This is a genomic window from Streptosporangium jomthongense, from assembly GCF_042650425.1.
Taxonomy (GTDB): Bacteria; Actinomycetota; Actinomycetes; order Streptosporangiales; family Streptosporangiaceae; genus Streptosporangium.
The window spans coordinates 21,494-35,535 of record NZ_JBHSBC010000048.1 but is presented as its reverse complement, the minus strand read 5'-3'; the positions used below and the strand labels follow the sequence as shown (position 1 = coordinate 35,535).

The following is a 14,042-nucleotide window of genomic DNA, read 5'->3' as shown; positions in this document are numbered from 1 at the left end:
CTTTCGAGGGCTCGGTGACATCGGCAGAGCCTTGAGGCACGAGAAGGACTGGGCGCTCGCTCGGGCTCATGATCGTGGCCGCCGTGAGTCCTACGTGGAAAGGGTGAAGGCGGCGAGGCAGGCACTTGGGGTTTGGGGAGTGACAGAGGAGGAGGGAAACGGTGGTTCGTCGCGCGCCATCGCCCTGGTGCCCGTCACGATCGCACCGGTGCGGGATGTGGTGCGCAGGGCCGAGACCGTTCCCCCGGGCGCACTCCAGCGGGCGGAGGCCGGCTCGCCGAGTACGGTCCTGGGACCGAGAGGCATCCCGCATCGGCATGGGCTCGTCCGCGTCTACGGGAGGCGGGTGCCGCCGGTGGCCGTTCCGAAGGCGCGCTCCGCGGGGGTCGCCAAGCCGCCTCCCCCGACTCGTGTGATCAGAAAGGAGCGTCCGGCTCCGCCGGTGCGACGGCCTGTCCAGAAGCCTCCGCGCCCCGAACCGTCGAACGACAGATTCGAGTGCCCCAAGGAGTGGCGGAACACCTGGTTGTGGGAGGTCTGCGTAGAAGAGATGCGCAACAAGACCTGAGCCACCAGATGGTCAAATGGGGTGTTTGACGCATATCAGCTGTACTGAGTCCGACCCAGGCACTTGGTTGACTGTAGTAACGTGCGTGCCTGACCCAGGTCACGAGTTCGCAAACGGAGGGGTCGAACGTGCCACCTCGTCGATCGGCGGGCCTGATCGTCGTCGTCGCGGCGATGTCTTCCCTCGTCCCGGGGGTGGCTACCGCGAATCCGACGCAGACGAAGGCCCAGTCGGTCGCCGCCGGTAAGTCGACCACCCTCGCAGGGAAAACGCGGGTCACCCCGACTGGAACCCTTCGCGCACCCGTCAACCTCACCGAGCTGCGGCGTGAGGCGGAGAAAGCAGCCAAGGAGCTGGAGAGCGCGACAAAGGCGCTGGAGCAGAGGCGTGCCAAGATCCAGGCTTCGGAGAAGGAACTGGCCGCCAAGCTCCGTGAGTTGCAGGTCGCGGAGCGGGCCTTCGCACAGCTACGACAGCCGTTGTCGGACCTGATCGGTCAGCTCTACCAGCGTCCCCTCGGGGGCGACGCCCTTTTCTTCCTGGCCGGTGACGCCGACGCCTCCACCCTCAGAGCCATGGCCGACATCAACCAGATCGCGGCCGAACGCAACCAGGTCCTTGGGGACGGCGCCCGTCTGCAGGCGGAGAAGGAGCGCCTGGCGGGGGAGGCCCAGGAACTCCGGGCGAGCACCCTTCTGGCGGAAGCGCAGATGAACGCCGAGATCCAGACTCTCAGGGACCGCTCCTCCAAGATCGTGAAATCGCTGACGCAGGCACTGGTGAAACTGGGGGTCAAGGTCAACAGGTCGGGCAACCCCGTGGGGGGGTGTGATCCGACGAGGGCGACCTCGCTGGAGGACTTCCCCAACGGCCTGATCCCCAAGGCCTATCTCTGTCCGCTCCAGCAACAGGGCAACCAGCTACGGGCCGACGCGGCGTTGGCGTTCATCAGCCTGAACGAGGCCTACCGGCAGAGGTTCGGCAAGCACATGTGCGTGACGGACAGCTATCGGAGCCTGGCCGAACAGCAGTCCGTCTACTACCGCAGGCCCGGATTCGCCGCCGTGCCCGGTCGCAGCAACCACGGTCTCGGGCTCGCCGTGGACCTGTGCGGGGGCGTGGAGCGGTTCCGGTCGGCCGAGTTCAACTGGCTGGAGGCCAACAGCAAGAAGTACGGCTGGATGCATCCGAAATGGGCGTATGTCAGTCCTTTTGAGCCTTGGCACTGGGAGTACGACCCGAAGCTTGGCTCCCTGCTGTAGGGCTGCGACGTGGTCGCGAAGCCATGGCGCGCCTTTCGCGACCAGAGCTCTTTAGGGCAGGTGCCCTTCATGACCGGTGCCTTTCGTGATCAGCGGACAGGGGTGACCTGGGCGGTGCACTGGGAGCAGCGGACGGCGGCCCGGGGGATCTCGGAGAGGCATTCGGGGCAGTCGCGCAGGCTGCTCTCCTCCCGCCTGGCGAACCTGGAGGAGAGCTTCTCGTAGGGGCTGACGATGAGGAAGTAGATGACGGCCGCCACGATCAGGAACGAGATCAGGGCGTTGAGGAAGAGGCCGTACTTGATCTCGCCCCCGCCGATGCGCAGGGTGAGCGCGGAGAAGTCGGGACGCCCGCCGATGGCGGCTATCAACGGCGTGAGGATGTCGCTGACGAAGGAGTTCACGATCGCTGTGAAGGCGGCGCCGATGATCACCGCGACGGCGAGGTCGATCACGTTGCCCCGTAGCAGGAAGTTCTTGAATCCGTTGATCATGGTTCCCCCTCGTCCATGCGCTCAGCCGGCATCCATGTCATCACCTTGAGTATCTGTCACATTACTTTATGTGAGGGTTGATGGTGATCGAGAGGTGACCACCCACCTGGGCGGACGCCAGCTCGGCGGCCTGTGCCGATGAGGTGGCCAGCACCACGAGCGCGCCCTGGTCCGCCTCGCCTCCAGGCGTGGCCAGTACGGTGACCCCCTCGGCCACGGTCCGGGCGGGGGCGGCGCCGTCCCAGGAGGAGGGGGTGGCGAGCACGTTCACGACGTCGCCGGCGGACAGCAGGCGCGCCGTCTGAGGGTCCGCGACCCGGACAGGGGTGGCGACCGTCCCCGGCCCCCGGGCGGACAGCAGGCCGGGACCCAGCAGACGGACGTTCGTCAGCGGCTCCCCTCGTCGCACGGGACCGGTCAGGACCCTGCCGACGATCGGCGCGCCGGGTTTCAGCGCGCCGTCGGGGACGGTCTCGGGCCGCATGGCGACCGCTCTCAGGTCGGAGGCGCCCAGCGCCCCTCCGGGAAGATCCCTGGCTGCGGTGAGCACGGTCACCGACGCACTGCCGGGCCTTAGCCCGACCAGGGCACAGGCCATCGCCGACGCGGCGACGAGGGCCGCGACGATCCGATGACGACGCCCTCCGAAACGGAGCAGGGCGTCCACGCCACGGACCGGGGAGCCGGGAGCGGAGGGGGCGCGAGGGCGGGCGGGAGACCGAGCCGGGGGACCGGCCGGATCGCGGAGGACGCGCATGTCTGACTCCAGGGGTGGTCGAAGATCCGGTCGTCGGAACGACCGGACATCAGTGGGTGAGACGGCGGGAGAGGACGCCGGAAGAGCCGAAGGCGGGAGGCGTCGACGTGCTGGGAGCCGGTGAGAGGCCGCGGGAGGAAAGACCTTCTGAGGCACCGGAGGCGGGGAACGCGGCCTCGGGAGTGGTGCGGGGCGCCTCTCGCGGAGCGAGGCGATGCTGGACGGGACCGAGGAGCACGCGGGTCGGCTGAGCGGCCGGGTCTCGCCGTACGGAGATGTGTCGTCTCGGGCAGTGGTGTCTGGAACAGCCGAACAGAGCGGACGGGCGGTGCCGTACGGCAGGCCCGGCGCGGAAGCCGGGCGCCTGCCGTAGGAGATCTTGGTCAGCCGGGGAGCTCGAAGGGGAGGGACAGGCCGTTCAGAGTGTTGGGACAGGGACAGGCGCGCTCTTCGGGCAGGGCGGTGACGACGTCGGCGACCAGGGAGCGCATCCGGTTGATGTTGGTGGAGAAGAAGGCCAGGACCTCCTCGTGGGTGACCCCTTCACCCACCTCGACGCCGGCGTCGTGATCGGTGACCAGGGACAGCGTGGTGTAGCACATGGCCAGCTCACGGGCGAGGACCGCCTCGGGGGAGCCGGTCATGCCGACGATCGTCCAGCCGTTGGAGGTGAACCAGCGGGACTCGGCGCGGGTGGAGAACCGAGGGCCCTCGATGACCACCAGCGTGCCGTCCTTGGCCAGCTCCCACCCGGAGGACTGGGCGGTCTCGATGGCCGCCGTGCGCCCCAGGGGGCAGTAGGGATCGGCGAAGGAGACGTGAACGACGCCGCCGGTGTCGTAGTAGGTCTGGGTGCGTCCCAGGGTGCGGTCGACGAGTTGGTCGGGAACGACCAGGGTGCCGGGGCCGAGCTCGGGACGCAGGGAACCGACCGCGCTGGGGGCCAGAACCTGGCGGACACCCAGGGAGCGCAGGGCCCACAGGTTGGCGCGGTAGGGGATGAGGTGAGGGGCGAAACGGTGGTCGCGGCCGTGCCTGGGCAGGAAGGCGACCGACCGCGATCCGATCCGGCCGACGGTGATGACGTCGCTGGGCGGGCCGTAGGGGGTGCTTACCTCGACCTCTGCCGCGTCGTCGAGCAGAGAGTAGAAGCCTGAGCCGCCGATGACTCCGATGTCCGCTTTGGTGACCATGGCGCCGAGATTAGCGTTATCGGCGAGCCGTTGAGGAGGCCCATGCGCGCCCTGTGGATAACTGGAGAACAGCACATTCTCCCTGTGGAAAACCGGGCCGTAATCCTGGACAACAGCGTCATGGATCGTGAAACCCGCTATGAAAACGGTCAAGGGCGGTGGGTCACATAAAAGCCCATGATCCAGGTGAAAGCGTCGCGTAAACGGTTCAACAAGGTCCTGTCGTAAAGCCGCTCCCACCGGGGCGATCCGACAACCGTGAGGGGCCGGACACGACGGGCGCCGCCGGGACAGACATGGCCCGGACGAACAAACCTGGCTGATCCCTGCCAGGGCATGCCGTACGGAAACAAGAGCCGTGGGTAGGGGAACGGCATGGATGTCGCGCGCCGTACGGGGGCCGGGGTGGGGCTCGTCATCGGGGCGCTCATGATGGGCATGTTGCTCGCCGCCCTCGACCAGACCATCGTCGCCACCGCGCTTCCGACGATCGTGGCCGACCTCGGCGGCCTCGGGGAGCTTTCCTGGGTGGTCACGTCCTACATGCTGGCCTCGACGGTCTCGACGCCGTTGTGGGGCAAACTCGGCGACCAGTACGGCAGGAAGGGACTCTTCCAGGCCGCCGTCGTCATCTTCCTCATCGGCTCCGCGCTGTGCGGCCTGTCGCGGAACATGGGACAGCTGATCGGCTTCCGCGCCCTGCAGGGGCTCGGCGGGGGCGGGCTCATGGTGCTGGCCCAGGCGATCGTCGGGGACGTCGTGCCGGCCAGGGAACGTGGGAGATACCAGGGGTTCTTCGGCGCGGTCTTCGCCGTCTCCAGCGTCGCGGGGCCGCTGCTCGGCGGCCTGTTCGTCGACCGTCTGTCCTGGCACTGGGTCTTCTACGTCAACCTGCCGGTCGGGGTTGTGGCGTTCGCCGTCATCTCCTCCGCGCTGCCCCAGGACACGGAACGGACCCACCACGTCATCGACCATCTCGGCATCGTCCTGCTCGGTTCGGCCGCCGCCTGTCTGGTGCTGGTGACGACCTGGGGCGGCACCGTCTACCCCTGGACCCACACGGTCGTCGTCGGCCTGGTGCTGGTGGCGGCGCTCCTGCTGGCCCTCTGGTGGCGGGTGGAGAACCGGGCCAGGGAGCCCGTGCTGCCGCCCCATCTGTTCCGGTCGAGGGCCTTCGGCGTGGCGTCGCTGATCGGCTTCGCCGTGGGCTTCGCGATGTTCGGCTCGCTCACCTACATGCCGCTGTTCCTCCAGGTCGTGCAGGGGGTCTCGCCCACGTGGTCCGGCATCCACCTGCTGCCGATGATGGCGGGCATGCTGGTGACCTCGATCGTCAGCGGTCAGATCATCACCCGGACCGGGAGGTACAAGGTCTTCCCGATCGCGGGCGGCGCGGTCACCACGCTCGGACTCTGCCTGCTCTCCCGGGTCCGGGTGGACATCCCGGTCCTCGAACTGAGCGTCTACCTGCTCGTACTGGGCGTCGGCATCGGCCTGGTGATGCAGGTGCTGGTGATCGTGGTGCAGAACGCCATCGGTTTCGAGGACCTGGGAGTGGCCACCTCGGGGGTCACCTTCTTCCGCTCCATCGGCGGTTCCTTCGGCGTCGCCGTCGCGGGCACGGTCTTCGCCTCACGGCTGACCGACGACCTCGTACGGCTGTCGCGGACCGTACGGCTCCCGCCGGGGGTCGCCACGGCGGTCCAGTCGGACCCGACGGCCGTCAGGAGGCTGGAGCCCGGGGCCATGGCGGCGTTCCTGGCGGCCTACTCGGACGCGATCGCCGGGGTGTTCCTGTACACCGCGCCCGTCGCGCTGGTGGCCTTCGCAGCGGCCTGGCTGCTGCCCGAGGTGCCGTTGCGCGAGACCACCAGGCCCGTGGACCTGGGGGAGTGCTACGGCGCGGTGTCCGCGCAGCGTTCCTCGTTGCGCGAGGTGGAACGCGGGCTGTGGCGACTGGCCGACGCGGACATGCGCCGGGACTACTACCGCCGTCTTGGAGAGACGGCCGGTCTCGACCTGCCGCCGGGTTCGGTGTGGCTGATCGCCAGATTGGGCACCGGGGGCGGTCAGAAAAGCGTGGAACTCGCCGAACGGGCGGGGGTCACGGTCGAGAGGGGCAGGCCGTACGCGGATCTGCTCGTCACGCGAGGGCTGGCCCGCCGTACCGACGGCGGCGGGCGCCTTGAACTGACCCCGGCCGGTGAACGGGTGGCCGGGGCACTTGTCGCCGAGGCCCGCGAGGGGCTGCGGCGGATGATCGACGACTGGGACCCCGCGCGGCATCCAGGGCTTCGTGAGCTGCTGGACAGGCTGCCCCACGAGATGCTCGGCTCTGCCTCCGACCGCCCCCGAGGAGCCGCCGGAGCGTGACGGGTGCCGCGCTAGGAGGCCGCGGGAGCCGGGGTGCCGGCGGCGGCGGGCTTGGACTCGCTCGGCTTGGACTCGCTTGACTTCGACTCTCCGGACGAGCCGGAGGAGGCGGACGTCGAGGACGAGCTCACCGTGCTGGTCGAGGAGGACCTGCTGTCGGTCCGGTAGAAGCCGGAGCCCTTGAACACGATGCCGACCGCGGAGAACACCTTGCGCAGCTCACCGGCACAGGACGGGCACTCGGTGAGCGCGTCGTCTGAGAACTTCTGGACGATGTCGAACTCGTTGCCGCATGCGCTGCAGGCGTACTGGTAGGTGGGCACCGTTCCTCCTCCTTCGATCCGCGCCGTCTGGCACTCTACTGACGCGACTGCTAATGATAGGCAGCCGACAAGCATAAACGCGAGTCGGATCTGTCGCATTCCGGGTGGGAATGAATGGATCAGCTGCCCCGCTCGCCGAACCAGCCCGCCAGCTTGCCCCGGCGGCTGATCGCCTTCATCCTGCGCTCGACCGTTTCCCTGCAGGCCGCGGTCGTCACGATCAGGAGTTGGTCGTCGATCCTGATCCTCGTCGAGTCCGAGGGAACGAACGTCCTGCCGTCCCTGACGATCAGGGTGACCTGGGCGTCGGTCGGCAACCGTAGCTCGAAGACCTCGACGCCGTGGAGCTTGGAGGTCGGCGGCACCTTGACCTGCAGCAGGTCGGCGTTGAGTTCCTCAAGGGGAGCGGACTCGACCTCAAGGTCACGTGCCTCGTCCGGTGTCGACAGGCCGAGGGCCTTGGCGACGAAGGGCAGCGTCGGCCCCTGCAGCAGCGTGTAGACGACGACGATCACGAAGACCTCGTTGAACACGAGTTTCGCGACGCCGTTGTGCACCGAGTTGGCCGCCCAGGGGATGGTCGCCAGCACGATGGGCACCGCGCCGCGCAGTCCCGCCCAGGACAGGAAGGCCTGTTCCCGCCAGTTGAGCCGGTCGATCCGCGCGCTCCTGACGATCAGGGCGGAGACAACGATCGAGAGCGGCCTGGCGACGGCGACCAGGATCAGTCCGGCGACCAGGCCCGGAATGATCGCCGACGGCATCTCGGAAGGGCTGGCCAGCATGCCGAGCATGACGAACAGGCCGATCTGGGCCAGCCAGGCGACGCCCTCGGCGAAGCCCCTCGACGAGGCGCGGTGGGGCATCCGGGAGTTGCCCATGACCAGGGTGGCCAGGTAGACCGCGAGGAAACCGCTGCCGTGCAGGAGTACGGCGCCCGCGTAGGCGACGAACGCCAGCGCGAGCACCGCGATCGGGTACAGGCCGGAGATCGGCAGCGCGATACGGCGCAGCGCGTAGACGCCGAGCGGCCCGACCGCCAGGCCGACGACCGCTCCGACGGCCAGTTCGACGACGACCATGAGCAGTGCCTCTCCCAGGCTGGGGGAGGCGGCGGCGCTCAGCAGCATGACCGCGATGACGGTCGGCGCGTCGTTGAACCCGGACTCGGCTTCGAGGACGCCCGCCAGCCGGGAGGGCAGGGGCAGGCGGCGCAGTACGGAGAACACCGCCGCGGCGTCGGTCGAGGCGAGGACCGCGCCGAGCAGCAGCGAGGTCCGCCAGTCCATGTCGAGCAGGGTGTGCACCGCGGCGGCGACGGTGGCGACGCTCACCCCGACCCCGACGGTCGCGAGCACGAGCGCGGTGGGAATGGAGCGCCGTACGTGGTTCCAGTTGGTGGTCAGGCCACCTTCGGCGAGGATCACCGCCAGGGCGATCAGGCCCATCTGCTGGGCGAGCACCGGGTTCTCGAACTGGAGCCCGAGGCCGGACTCACCGATGAGCAGGCCGAAGGCCAGGAAGATCAGGAGACTGGGAAGTCCGCTGCGGTGGGCGACCCGTACCGCGACGATCGCCGCGATGACGACACCCGCACCGAGAAGCAGCCAGACATCCAACCCCATCCGGTCCCCTCTCTGATTCCAGGGACCATTGTGTCGTATTGGACAGAGTCGTTAGGCACATCAAGGGACAATTCGGGTGATTCCATTTGGTTGCGCGACGTAACGAACCGGTATGTCGTGCGGTTCTCCGGGGACGTCTTCCCGCAGCTCGTTCGCGTAGAGCAGGGCGACCGTGGGCACATTCGGGCCGACCCTGGCCAGGGCCCTGTCATAGGAGCCACCACCGCGGCCGAGCCGCACCCCGGTGGAGCGGTCTACCGCCAGGGCGGGCACGATCACCAGGGCCGCGGTCCTGACGGCGTCCACGCCACGCCGGGTGTCGACCGGCTCCATGATCCCGAAACGCCCGGGGGCGAGGGTGTCGGGACCGTCGTAGACAGCCCAGTCGAGATCGTCGTCCTCACGCAGCACCGGAAGGATCACGGTGGCGCCGTGCTTCCACAGCGCGAAGACGAGCCCGTGGGTCGAGGGCTCGGTGCCGATCGACCAGTAACACGCCACCAGCCCCGCCATCTGGACCCACGGCTGTTCGAGCAGCGACTCCCTCGTCATGACGGAGGCGGTGTGCCTGTCTTCCTCGGAAACCGCGGCGCGCGCGACCCCGATCGCCGACCGCAGCCTCGGCTTGTCCACAACCCCTCCACTATCGTTTTCGTATGGCCGACTTCGATCTCGTGACCAAAGCCGTCGTCCCTGCCGCGGGCCTGGGCACCCGCTTCCTACCGGCGACCAAGGCGACTCCCAAGGAGATGTTGCCGATCGTCGACAAGCCCGCAATCCAGTATGTCGTCGAGGAGGCGGTCTCCGCCGGTCTGCTCGACGTCCTCATGGTCACCGGCAAGAACAAGCGCTCCATCGAGGACCACTTCGATCGAGCCATCGAGCTGGAGGAAGTCCTGGAAGCGAAGGGTGACGACGAACGGCTCTCGCAGGTGCGCGAGCCCGCCGATCTGGCCACCCTCCACTACGTACGGCAGGGCGAGCCGAGGGGTCTCGGCCACGCGGTGCTGTGCGCCAAGCAGCACGTCGGCGATAACCCCTTCGCCTGCCTGCTCGGCGACGACCTGATCGACTACCGCGACGAACTGCTCAAACGCATGATCGAGGTCCGCCAGGCCCACGGCGGCAGCGTCATCGCCCTGATGGAGGTCCCCAAGGAGCAGGTGTCCCTGTACGGCTGCGCGGCCATCGAGCCGACCGATGAGGACGACGTGGTCCGGGTCACCGACCTGGTCGAGAAGCCCCCGGCGGAGGAGGCGCCGTCCAACTGGGCGATCATCGGCCGTTACGTGATCGACCCGGCCGTGTTCGAGGTCCTTGAGAACACCCCGCCCGGCCGCGGGAACGAGATCCAGCTCACCGACGCACTGCGCACCCTGGCCGCCCGTGGCGGCGACGAGGGCGGCCCGGTGCACGGCGTGCTGTTCCGCGGCCGTCGCTACGACACCGGCAACAAGCTCGACTACCTGCGCACGGTGGTCCAGTTCGCCGCCGACCGCCCCGACCTGGCACCCGAGTTCCTGCCCTGGCTGAAGGAGTTCCTGGCCAACCGATGACCTCGATGAGATCGGTCGACGAGCACCTCGCCGACATCCTGCTCGCCGTACGGCCGACGGCCCCGAGGGAGACGGGGCTTCAGGAGACGCTGGGCACGGTCCTGGCCGAGGATGTCACCTCTCCCGTCGCGCTGCCGCCCTTCGCGAACTCGGCCATGGACGGCTATGCCGTACGGGCGTGTGACGTCGCGGAGGTTCCGGTGACGTTGCCGGTCACCGGTGACGTCGCGGCCGGCGAGGGCGGACGGCCGGTCGTCGCGCCGGGGACGGCCATGCGCATCATGACCGGCGCCCCCATGCCTGAGGGCGCGGACACGGTCATACCGGTCGAGTGGACGGACGGCGGTAGGGAACAGGCCAGGTTCGAACGGTCCGCGCCCGCCGGGAACGCGATCCGCCTGGCGGGCGAGGACGTCCTGGCGGGCGACGTCGTGCTCCCCGAGGGGACACTGATCGGACCCGCCCAGCTCGGCATCCTGGCCGGGGTCGGCCGCGCCCACGCGCTGGTACGGCCCCGCCCACGGGTGGTGGTCATCTCGACCGGCTCCGAACTGGCCGAGCCGGGCACGCCGCTGGGGCCGGGGCAGATCTGGGAGTCCAACAGCTACGCCCTGGCCGCGGCGGTGCGGGAGGCGGGCGGTGGGGCCTACCGGGCCGGGATCACCGCCGACGACGCCACGGGCTTCCTCGACCAGCTCAACGCCCACCTGCCCGAGGTCGACGCCGTGATCACCAGCGGCGGGGTCTCGATGGGGGCCTACGAGCCGGTCAAGGAGGCGCTCGGCGATCTCGACACCTTCCGCTTCGAGAAGGTCGCGATGCAGCCGGGCATGCCCCAGGGCTTCGGAGTCGCGGGGGAGGGCCGGATCCCGGTCTTCGCCCTGCCGGGCAACCCGGTGTCGTCGTTCGTGTCGTTCGTACTGTTCGTCGGGCCCGCGCTGCGGAAGATGCGAGGGCTGGAGCCGGGGCCCGTGCCGGCCGTACGGGCCGTGACCCTCGCCCCGCTGCGCTCGCCCCAGGGCAAGCGGTCCTATCTGCGCGCCGTGCTCACCGGGGGATCCGTCACCCCGGTGACCAGACAGGGCTCCCACCAGCTCGCCGCGCTCGCCACGGCGAACGCGTTGATCGTGGTCGACGAGGACGTAACCGCGGTGCCCGAGGGAACGGAAGTCGAGGTCATCCCGCTATGAGTGGCTTCACACACATCGACGAGACCGGCGCGGCGCGCATGGTGGACGTCTCGGCCAAGGACGTCACGGTCCGTACGGCCCGCGCGACCGGCAGGGTGCTGCTGTCAGAGCAGGCCGTCGCCCTGCTGCGGTCGGGTGAGGTGCCCAAGGGCGACGCGCTCGGCACCGCGCGGATCGCGGGCATCATGGGGGCCAAACGCACCCCTGACCTGGTCCCGCTCTGCCATCCGATCGCGCTGCACGGGGTGAAGGTCGAGCTGACCGTGGCCGACGACGGGGTGGACGTCGTCGCCCTGGTCAGGACCGCCGACCGGACCGGCGTCGAGATGGAGGCGCTGACCGCCGTCTCGGTCGCGGCCCTCACACTGATCGACATGGTCAAGGCGGTCGATCCGGCGGCCGTGATCACCGACGTCCGGGTCGAGGAGAAGACCGGCGGCAAGACCGGGACGTGGACCAGGACATGAGAGCCTTGGTGATCACCGCCTCCAACCGGGCCTCTGCCGGGATATACGAGGACAAATCAGGAAAGCTCCTGGCGGAGCTGCTCGCCGAGGCCGGATGCCAGGTGGACGGCCCACGGGTGGTCCCCGACGGAGAACCGGTCGAACAGGCCCTGCGCGCCGGGATCGCCGAAGACTACGACGTGATCGTCACCACCGGCGGCACCGGGCTGACCCCCTCCGACCTGACCCCGGAGATGACCGCGCGGGTGCTCGACCGCGAGATCCCCGGCATCGCCGAGGCCGTACGGCAGGCCAACCGCGACCGGGTGCCCACCTCGATCCTGTCCAGAGGGCTCGCGGGACAGGCCGCCGACACCCTGGTCGTCAACCTCCCGGGCTCCTCCGGCGGGGTCCGCGACGGCATGGCGGTGCTCGCGCCGATCCTCGGCCACGCGGTCGACCAGATCAGGGGCGGCGACCACCCCCGATGACGCCCTCCTGTCGCACACGCTGACAGGCCGGGGGACTCCATGGCACGTCGGCGCGTCTTGGGAGGATGATGGGGAACGTGGATCGACTTCGTGGCTGGCCGGTGACCCTGACGGAGGGCCCGGTGGGACTCCGGCCGCTGCGCCTGCGAGACGTTCGTGTCTGGCGCGAGACGCGGCTGCGCAACGCCGGCTGGCTGCGCCCCTGGGAGCCGAGCAATCCGGAGACCCCGCTCTTCCGGACCGGTCTCGGCCCCTACATCTCGATGGCGGGCACCCTGCGCAGGGAGGCCAGACAGGGGCTCGCCCTGCCCTGGGTGATGACCTACCGTGGCGCCTTCGCCGGGCAGCTCACCATCGGCGCCATCGTCTGGGGCTCGGCCAGGTCGGCTCAGATCGGCTACTGGATCGACGGCGCCCTGGCGGGCCGGGGCATCACCCCGACCGCCGTGGCGATGGCGGTCGACTACTGCTTCTTCACCACCGGTCTGCACCGGGTTGAGGCGAATATCCGTCCGGAAAATCACGCGAGCCGACGGGTGGTTGAAAAACTGGGGTTTAGGGAGGAAGGCATAAGACGGCGCCAGCTGCACATAGATGGCGCTTGGCGCGACCACATTTGTTACGCGCTCACGGTTGAAGACGCACCAAGAGGTTTGCTGGTGCGTTGGCGCAGGGCCCGGGAGGCGGCGGCTCATGGTGGCCCTCCCCATGAAGAGGCTTGAAGATCTCGCGACACACCGCACTGAATACTCGTCAAATAGTGACACGCGGTCTTACTGTGCGTGACGTGAGCACATTGGAGACGCCAAAGGACCCCAGGCGTTTCCATGCTGCCCGGAGGTGGCCGTGAGCAGCGTTCTTCTGTACCTGGCCATTGTTGTCATGTGGTTGTGCGTGCTCGTGCCCATGTGGTTGCGTCGCGACCGGGCCGCCTTCACCGAACTCACCGAGGACGCCGAGCCGTACGTTCAGGACGAGGAGGAACTGCCCTCAGAGGACTCGGTCGAAACGCAGCGTGACATCGTTCTCCCCTCGGCGCCGTCGGCCCCGGTCGTCCGGGAAAACCTGGACAGGCCGTCCGACCCCCGTCCGGCTGAGTCGTCCGGCTCCCGTCAGGCCGGAGCGTCCGATCGTCCGGCAGCGGCGTCGTCCGGCTTCCGGGAGACCTCGTCGGAGGCGTCCGCGCCTCGTGGGACCCCCGCCCCGTCCACCCGGCCCCTACGGCGCTCCGCCACGGAACGCAGGCGCGCGGAACTGCGTGGCCGGGCCAGACGGGTGGCCAAACGCAGACGGTTGACCCTGTGGTGCTTTCTCCTGGTCGTCGCCTCAACGGTGACGGCCTCTGTTCAGGTCATCCCCTGGTGGGGCGTGGCGCCCTCTGTGACCCTTCTCGGCCTCTATCTGGTGGTTCTCAGGAGCGCCGTACGGCTCGACGCCCAGCGTCGTCAGGCCGCGGCTCAGGCGCGTGCGGAACGCGCCAGGCGGGCCCGCAGGCGGGCCGAGCTTGAGACACGGCGCCCGGCCGCCGAGATCATCGACCTGTCGGCCCACCGCGACGAGATCTTCGACCAGTACGCCGAACCGAACCGCCGCGCGGTCGGCGACTGATCTCCTCCACACCCCGATGCACGGATGGCGCGAGCGCCTCCGGATGTTTGCTAATCTAGGGGACGTCTTCGGGGATGTAGCGCAGTCCGGTAGCGCACTTCGTTCGCATCGAAGGGGTCAGGGGTTCGAATCCCCTCATCTCCACCAGGACAAGAG

General features: G+C 68.9%; 15 protein-coding genes and 1 tRNA gene. 10 read left to right on the top strand and 6 right to left on the bottom strand.

From position 1 onward, the window contains the following. The first annotated feature begins 139 nt into the window (after positions 1-139). Both ACFOYY_RS36000 and ACFOYY_RS35995 read left to right on the top strand, forming a co-directional pair. A complete protein-coding gene (locus ACFOYY_RS36000; protein WP_386195700.1) occupies positions 140-568 on the top strand; it encodes a hypothetical protein in 429 nt (142 codons plus the stop codon). 128 nt (positions 569-696) lie between these two features. Beyond that, positions 697-1,830, top strand: coding sequence for a D-alanyl-D-alanine carboxypeptidase family protein (locus ACFOYY_RS35995; protein ID WP_352014190.1), 1,134 nt, complete (start codon positions 697-699; stop codon positions 1,828-1,830). An 89-nt stretch (positions 1,831-1,919) separates the two neighbouring features. Here the strand turns inward: ACFOYY_RS35995 and mscL are convergent, their stop codons facing one another. The 3 genes from mscL to ACFOYY_RS35980 form a co-directional block, all read right to left on the bottom strand. Further along, positions 1,920-2,324 (bottom strand): large conductance mechanosensitive channel protein MscL, encoded by a 405-nt coding sequence (gene mscL, locus ACFOYY_RS35990; protein WP_352014189.1) that lies wholly within the window; start codon positions 2,322-2,324, stop codon positions 1,920-1,922. A 61-nt stretch (positions 2,325-2,385) separates the two neighbouring features. Next, positions 2,386-3,081, bottom strand: coding sequence for an SAF domain-containing protein (locus ACFOYY_RS35985; RefSeq protein ID WP_362918556.1), 696 nt, complete (start codon positions 3,079-3,081; stop codon positions 2,386-2,388). 383 nt (positions 3,082-3,464) lie between these two features. Continuing rightward, complete coding sequence (locus ACFOYY_RS35980; protein ID WP_362779462.1) at positions 3,465-4,274, bottom strand: S-methyl-5'-thioadenosine phosphorylase; 810 nt, start codon at positions 4,272-4,274, stop codon at positions 3,465-3,467. 375 nt (positions 4,275-4,649) lie between these two features. On the opposite strand from ACFOYY_RS35980, the gene ACFOYY_RS35975 reads away from it, so the two are divergent. After that, positions 4,650-6,647 carry an MFS transporter gene (locus ACFOYY_RS35975; RefSeq protein WP_386195696.1) on the top strand — a complete coding sequence of 666 codons (1,998 nt, stop codon included), beginning with the start codon at positions 4,650-4,652 and terminating at the stop codon, positions 6,645-6,647. Between the two features lie 11 nt (positions 6,648-6,658). Here ACFOYY_RS35975 and ACFOYY_RS35970 read toward each other — a convergent pair whose 3' ends face one another. The 3 genes from ACFOYY_RS35970 to ACFOYY_RS35960 form a co-directional block, all read right to left on the bottom strand. Then, positions 6,659-6,970, bottom strand: a complete 312-nt coding sequence (locus ACFOYY_RS35970; RefSeq protein ID WP_362779466.1) for an FmdB family zinc ribbon protein — start codon at positions 6,968-6,970, stop codon at positions 6,659-6,661. Between the two features lie 119 nt (positions 6,971-7,089). Then, a complete protein-coding gene (locus tag ACFOYY_RS35965; protein WP_352014184.1) occupies positions 7,090-8,595 on the bottom strand; it encodes a potassium/proton antiporter in 1,506 nt (501 codons plus the stop codon). A gap of 60 nt (positions 8,596-8,655) precedes the next feature. Beyond that, the gene (locus ACFOYY_RS35960) at positions 8,656-9,228 is read right to left on the bottom strand and encodes a 5-formyltetrahydrofolate cyclo-ligase (protein ID WP_386195694.1); all 573 of its coding nucleotides are present in this window, start codon (positions 9,226-9,228) and stop codon (positions 8,656-8,658) included. Between the two features lie 23 nt (positions 9,229-9,251). On the opposite strand from ACFOYY_RS35960, the gene galU reads away from it, so the two are divergent. The 7 genes from galU to ACFOYY_RS35925 all read left to right on the top strand — a co-directional run bounded on the left by galU (position 9,252) and on the right by ACFOYY_RS35925 (position 14,033). Further along, positions 9,252-10,151 (top strand): UTP--glucose-1-phosphate uridylyltransferase GalU, encoded by a 900-nt coding sequence (galU, locus tag ACFOYY_RS35955; protein WP_352014182.1) that lies wholly within the window; start codon positions 9,252-9,254, stop codon positions 10,149-10,151. Positions 10,152-10,156: 5 nt separating this feature from the next. Further along, on the top strand, positions 10,157-11,341 hold the full coding sequence (gene glp / locus ACFOYY_RS35950; protein WP_386195878.1) for a molybdotransferase-like divisome protein Glp: 1,185 nt from the start codon (positions 10,157-10,159) through the stop codon (positions 11,339-11,341). Next, positions 11,338-11,808: a cyclic pyranopterin monophosphate synthase MoaC gene (moaC, locus tag ACFOYY_RS35945; RefSeq protein WP_352014181.1), complete on the top strand. Its 471-nt coding sequence runs from the start codon at positions 11,338-11,340 to the stop codon at positions 11,806-11,808. The genes glp and moaC overlap by 4 nt, the downstream gene beginning before the upstream one ends. Then, positions 11,805-12,278: a MogA/MoaB family molybdenum cofactor biosynthesis protein gene (locus ACFOYY_RS35940; protein ID WP_352014180.1), complete on the top strand. Its 474-nt coding sequence runs from the start codon at positions 11,805-11,807 to the stop codon at positions 12,276-12,278. The genes moaC and ACFOYY_RS35940 overlap by 4 nt, the downstream gene beginning before the upstream one ends. Before the next feature lie 68 nt (positions 12,279-12,346). Next, positions 12,347-13,000: a GNAT family N-acetyltransferase gene (locus tag ACFOYY_RS35935; RefSeq protein ID WP_352014343.1), complete on the top strand. Its 654-nt coding sequence runs from the start codon at positions 12,347-12,349 to the stop codon at positions 12,998-13,000. A 124-nt stretch (positions 13,001-13,124) separates the two neighbouring features. After that, complete coding sequence (gene sepX, locus ACFOYY_RS35930) at positions 13,125-13,886, top strand: divisome protein SepX/GlpR (protein WP_386195691.1); 762 nt, start codon at positions 13,125-13,127, stop codon at positions 13,884-13,886. Between the two features lie 70 nt (positions 13,887-13,956). Beyond that, positions 13,957-14,033, top strand: a tRNA-Ala gene (locus ACFOYY_RS35925). The last annotated feature ends 9 nt before the right edge of the window (positions 14,034-14,042 follow it).

Bases quoted from the DNA above. Each gene is read 5' to 3' on its own strand.
- glp (WP_386195878.1), top strand. From the start codon at position 10,157: ATGAGATCGGTCGACGAGCACCTCGCCGACATCCTGCTCGCCGTACGG.
- galU (WP_352014182.1), top strand. From the start codon at position 9,252: ATGGCCGACTTCGATCTCGTGACCAAAGCCGTCGTCCCTGCCGCGGGC.
- ACFOYY_RS35965 (WP_352014184.1), bottom strand. From the start codon at position 8,595: ATGGGGTTGGATGTCTGGCTGCTTCTCGGTGCGGGTGTCGTCATCGCG.
- moaC (WP_352014181.1), top strand. From the start codon at position 11,338: ATGAGTGGCTTCACACACATCGACGAGACCGGCGCGGCGCGCATGGTG.
- ACFOYY_RS35975 (WP_386195696.1), top strand. From the start codon at position 4,650: ATGGATGTCGCGCGCCGTACGGGGGCCGGGGTGGGGCTCGTCATCGGG.
- ACFOYY_RS35980 (WP_362779462.1), bottom strand. From the start codon at position 4,274: ATGGTCACCAAAGCGGACATCGGAGTCATCGGCGGCTCAGGCTTCTAC.
- ACFOYY_RS35985 (WP_362918556.1), bottom strand. From the start codon at position 3,081: ATGCGCGTCCTCCGCGATCCGGCCGGTCCCCCGGCTCGGTCTCCCGCC.
- ACFOYY_RS35940 (WP_352014180.1), top strand. From the start codon at position 11,805: ATGAGAGCCTTGGTGATCACCGCCTCCAACCGGGCCTCTGCCGGGATA.
- mscL (WP_352014189.1), bottom strand. From the start codon at position 2,324: ATGATCAACGGATTCAAGAACTTCCTGCTACGGGGCAACGTGATCGAC.
- ACFOYY_RS35935 (WP_352014343.1), top strand. From the start codon at position 12,347: ATGGGGAACGTGGATCGACTTCGTGGCTGGCCGGTGACCCTGACGGAG.